The organism is Mycobacterium sp., assembly GCF_049281135.1.
Classification (GTDB): domain Bacteria; phylum Actinomycetota; class Actinomycetes; order Mycobacteriales; family Mycobacteriaceae; genus Mycobacterium.
The window spans coordinates 1-3,939 of the sequence record NZ_JBAPRN010000596.1 but is presented as its reverse complement, the minus strand read 5'-3'; the positions used below and the strand labels follow the sequence as shown (position 1 = coordinate 3,939).

The 3,939-nt window shown below is 66.8% G+C and carries 4 protein-coding genes; all 4 read left to right on the top strand.

Annotation, left to right across the window (positions count from 1 at the left end):
- A partial coding sequence (locus WAN02_RS23380) for a dihydroorotase (RefSeq protein WP_422266848.1) occupies positions 1-672 on the top strand: 672 nt, incomplete at its 5' end.
- A complete protein-coding gene (locus tag WAN02_RS23375) occupies positions 669-1,181 on the top strand; it encodes a transporter (RefSeq protein WP_422266846.1) in 513 nt (170 codons plus the stop codon). The genes WAN02_RS23380 and WAN02_RS23375, both read left to right, overlap by 4 nt.
- A 5-nt stretch (positions 1,182-1,186) precedes the next feature.
- A complete protein-coding gene (gene carA / locus WAN02_RS23370; RefSeq protein ID WP_422266850.1) occupies positions 1,187-2,296 on the top strand; it encodes a glutamine-hydrolyzing carbamoyl-phosphate synthase small subunit in 1,110 nt (369 codons plus the stop codon).
- A partial coding sequence (gene carB, locus WAN02_RS23365; RefSeq protein WP_422266844.1) for a carbamoyl-phosphate synthase large subunit occupies positions 2,296-3,939 on the top strand: 1,644 nt, incomplete at its 3' end. The genes carA and carB, both read left to right, overlap by 1 nt.

Below are 3,939 nucleotides of genomic sequence, written 5' to 3'. Positions count from 1 at the left end.
GCCGAAGAGTCGATCGTGGCCCGCGACGCCTTGCTGGCCCGCGACGCCGGCGCTCGGGTGCACATCTGCCACGCCTCCACCGCGGGCACCGTCGAGATCGTCAAATGGGCTAAATCGCAAGGTATCTCGATTACCGCCGAAGTGACACCGCACCACCTGCTGCTCGATGACAGCCGACTGGCCAGCTACGACGGCGTGAACCGAGTCAACCCGCCGCTGCGTGAGACGTCCGACGCGGTGGCGCTGCGCCAGGCGCTGGCCGACGGAGTGATCGACTGCGTGGCCACCGATCACGCACCACATGCCGAACACGAGAAGTGCGTCGAGTTCGCAGCCGCGCTGCCCGGGATGCTCGGTCTGCAGACCGCGCTGTCGGCGGTGGTCCAGGCGATGGTCGTTCCCGGTCTGCTGACCTGGCGCGGTGTCGCGCGGGTGATGAGCGAGAACCCGGCCCGCATCGCGGGCCTGCCCGACCACGGTCGGCCGCTGGAAGTCGGCGAGCCGGCCAACCTGACCGTCGTGGACCCGGATGCCACCTGGACGGTGTCCGGTGCCGACTTCGCCAGTCGCTCGGCCAACACTCCTTACGAGACAATGACGTTGCCGGCCACCGTGACGGCCACCCTGCTGCGGGGCAAGATCACCGCGCGGGACGGGAAGTGTCCGGCGTGAACTCGGGAACGCTGGTCGCGTCGCTGATCATGGCCGGGGTGCTGGCACTGTTGATCGCGTTCATCATTCAGCTGATGATGCGCGGTTGGCGGAAACGCGCAGAGCGCCAGGCCGAGTTGCTCGGCACGCTGCCCGAGATCCCGAGCCAGGCCGGCCCCGCGGCCATCACCACCTCCGGCATCTATGTCGGCTGCACCATGGCTCCGGCCTGGAGCCAGCGGATCACCGCCGGCGACCTGGGCTACCGCAGCAAGGCGGTCCTGACTCGTCACCCCGAAGGCATCCTGGTGGACCGCATTCGCGCGCAGCCGATCTGGATCCCGATCGAGTCGATCTCCGGGATCCGGACGGAGCACGTGATCGCCGGAAAGGTCGCCGCCCGCGACGGAATTCTGGCGATTCGGTGGCGGCTGCCCTCAGGGGTCAAGATCGACACCGGGTTTCGCGCCGACAACCGCGACGAATACAAGGGGTGGCTGGAGAGCTGGCCGGAAGGAGTCGTGCCGTGAAGGCGATGCTGGTTCTCGACGACGGCCGGACGTTCACCGGCACCGCGTTCGGCGCGATCGGCCAAACACTAGGCGAGGCAGTCTTTTCCACCGGCATGTCCGGATACCAAGAGACGCTCACCGACCCCAGCTATCACCGGCAGATCGTGGTGGCGACCGCCCCGCAGATCGGCAACACCGGTTGGAACGGTGACGACAGCGAAAGTCGGGGCGACAAGATCTGGGTCGCCGGTTACGCGGTGCGCGATCCCTCGCCACGGGTCTCGAGCTGGCGTGCCACCGGGACGCTGGAAGATGAACTGGTCCGCCAGCAGATCGTCGGCATCGCCAACATCGACACCAGGGCGTTGGTGCGACATCTGCGCAGCCGTGGCTCGATGAAGGCCGGCGTGTTCTCCGGTGCATCGCTCGCGTCGCCCGAGGAGCTGGCCGAACGGGTGCGAGGCCAACAACCGATGCTGGGGGCCGACTTGGCCGGCCAGGTCAGCACGGCCGACACCTACGTCGTGGAACCCGAAGGACCGCACCGGTTCACGGTGGCCGCGATCGATCTGGGTATCAAGACCAACACCCCACGCAATTTCGCCCGGCGCGGAGTGCGCACCCGCGTGCTGCCCTCATCGGTGACCTTTGAGCAGATTGCCGAACTGAAGCCCGACGGAGTGTTCCTGTCCAACGGGCCCGGTGACCCGGCCACCGCCGACCACATCGTCGAGGTGACGCGCGAAGTCCTGAGCGCCGGAATCCCGTTGTTCGGCATCTGTTTCGGCAACCAGATCCTGGGGCGGGCGCTGGGCCTGTCCACCTACAAGATGGTGTTCGGCCACCGGGGCATCAACATCCCGGTGATGGACCACGCGACCGGACGGGTCGCGGTTACCGCGCAGAACCACGGCTTCGCGCTGGAGGGTGAGGCCGGTCAGCGTTTCGACACGCCCTTCGGGGCAGCGGTGGTCAGTCACACCTGCGCCAACGACGGTGTGGTCGAAGGCGTCAAACTCGTTGATGGGCGCGCTTTTTCGGTGCAATACCACCCGGAAGCCGCGGCCGGCCCGCACGACGCTGAGTACTTGTTCGACCAATTCGTCGACGTAATGACGGGGGAGAGCGGGTAATGCCACGACGGACTGACCTCAAGCACATTCTGGTGATCGGCTCCGGGCCGATCGTCATCGGACAGGCCTGCGAATTCGACTACTCGGGCACTCAGGCTTGCCGCGTACTGCGTGCCGAGGGCCTCGAGGTCAGCCTGGTCAACTCCAACCCGGCCACCATCATGACCGACCCCGAATACGCCGACCACACCTACGTCGAACCCATCACCGCCGCCTTCGTGGAGAAGGTCATTGTCCAGCAGGCCGAGCGGGGCAACAAGATCGACGCGCTGCTGGCCACCCTGGGCGGTCAGACCGCGTTGAACACCGCTGTCGCGCTGCATGAGAACGGCGCGCTCGAACGCCACGGCGTCGAACTGATCGGCGCCGACTTCGACGCCATCCAACGCGGCGAGGACCGGCAGATGTTCAAGGACATCGTTGCCAAGGTCGGCGGCGAATCAGCCCGCAGCCGGGTGTGTTTCACCATGGACGAAGTCCGCGAGACCGTCGGTGAACTCGGCCTGCCGGTGGTGGTGCGGCCGTCGTTCACCATGGGTGGTCTCGGCTCGGGCCTGGCGCACACCGCCGAAGAGGTCGACCGGATGGCCGGGGCGGGACTGGCCGCATCCCCGAGTGCCAACGTGCTGATCGAGGAATCGATCTACGGCTGGAAGGAATTCGAGCTCGAGCTGATGCGCGACGGCAAGGACAACGTCGTGGTGGTGTGCTCGATCGAAAACGTCGACCCGATGGGCGTGCACACCGGCGACTCGGTGACGGTGGCGCCGGCGATGACGCTGACCGACCGGGAATACCAGCGGATGCGGGATCTGGGCATCGCCATCCTGCGCGAAGTCGGCGTCGACACCGGCGGCTGCAACATCCAGTTCGCGGTCGACCCGCACGACGGCCGGCTGATCGTCATCGAGATGAACCCGCGGGTGTCACGGTCGAGTGCGTTGGCCTCCAAGGCGACCGGCTTCCCGATCGCCAAGATCGCCGCCAAACTGGCCGTCGGCTACACCCTCGACGAGATCCTCAACGACATCACCAAGGAAACCCCGGCCTGCTTCGAACCCACTCTGGACTATGTAGTGGTCAAGGCGCCGCGGTTCGCGTTCGAGAAATTCCCCGGCGCCGACCCGACGCTGACCACCACCATGAAATCGGTCGGCGAGGCAATGTCGTTGGGCCGCAACTTCGTCGAGGCGCTCGGCAAGGTGATGCGGTCGCTGGAGACCAAACGGGCAGGATTCTGGACCGCGAGCGACCCAGCGGGCGCGGAAGATGGGGCCGATGACGTGCTGGAGCGGCTGCAGAGACCCACCGAAGGGCGGCTCTACGACGTCGAGCTGGCGCTGCGGCTGGGCGCATCGGTGGAGCGCGTCGCCGAAGCCTCCGGCATCGACCCGTGGTTCGTCGCGCAGGTCGCCGAACTGTTGTTGCTACGCCGAGAAGTCAGCGACGCCGCCGTGCTCGACGCCGACCTGCTGCGCCGGTGCAAGCACAGCGGGTTGTCGGACCGCCAAATCGCGGCGCTGCGACCGGAATTGGCCGGCGAGGACGGAGTTCGCTCGCTGCGGCGGCGACTCGACATCCACCCGGTGTACAAGACCGTGGACACCTGTGCCGCGGAGTTCGAGGCCAAGACGCCCTACCAC